This window comes from Pseudomonas sp. CFBP 8772 (assembly GCF_014841665.1).
Taxonomy (GTDB): domain Bacteria; phylum Pseudomonadota; class Gammaproteobacteria; order Pseudomonadales; family Pseudomonadaceae; genus Aquipseudomonas; species Aquipseudomonas graminis_B.
Window position 1 is genome coordinate 1 of record NZ_JACYUI010000043.1, and the last position, 259, is coordinate 259.

The window sequence follows — 259 nt, forward strand, 5'->3', positions numbered from 1 at the left end:
CACATGACACTCGCGGCCTGGACTGGTCAGGCAGTGGGGCAAAAACTCTGGCTGAGCGTGGTCTCGACGCCGCAGATCACGCTGCAGAACTGGAATCCGCTGAACGTCACGACGTTGGGCGCCCAGAGCAGGGGCATCTCCAAGGACCTCCTCAAAACGCTGAACGACGGCTCGACCTTTACGCTGAAGCTGGAGGCGTCTTTTGATGGCGGTGCAACGCGTTTTCCGTTTTCGGAACAGGCGTACACCATTAGAAGCG

At 59.1% G+C, this 259-nt stretch carries 1 protein-coding gene; it reads left to right on the top strand.

Annotated features, from left to right (window positions below; translation table 11 throughout):
• The coding region (locus tag IFT99_RS26045; RefSeq protein WP_192136185.1) for a hypothetical protein at positions 1–259 on the top strand (259 nt) is incomplete at both ends.